Origin of the sequence: Spirulina sp. CCY15215, assembly GCF_016888125.1 — a bacterium.
Taxonomy (GTDB): domain Bacteria; phylum Cyanobacteriota; class Cyanobacteriia; order Cyanobacteriales; family Spirulinaceae; genus CCY15215.
This window is the reverse complement of the sequence record NZ_JACSWA010000174.1, coordinates 1-297: the sequence shown is the minus strand read 5'-3', so window position 1 is coordinate 297 and position 297 is coordinate 1. Positions and strand designations below refer to the sequence as shown.

At 41.8% G+C, this 297-nt stretch carries 1 pseudogene; it reads left to right on the top strand.

What is annotated here, in order from left to right:
- Positions 1-43: 43 nt before the first annotated feature.
- Positions 44-297: pseudogene (locus JUI58_RS00875) on the top strand (Uma2 family endonuclease); the annotation flags it as partial.

The following is a 297-nucleotide window of genomic DNA, read 5'->3' as shown; positions in this document are numbered from 1 at the left end:
AGGATGGTTGAGAAAGGGAAAAAAGTTAAATGAAATATCACAGATGGAGGGATGGAAAAGTCCGCGTTTGGGAATAAAGTTTAGTATTGCATCGGGAGATTTGGCTCTATTTTATCCGAATGGAGAACAGTTTACATCTTATGTGGAGACTGCTGTACAGCGCGATCGCGAACGACAAGAGAAGGAATTTGCACAACAAGAGCGCGATCGCGAACGAGAAAGAGCTAATCTTGAAAAACAAAGAGCCGATCGCGCAGAAGCAACGATAGAAGAGGAAAAAAGGAAAAATCAAGAATT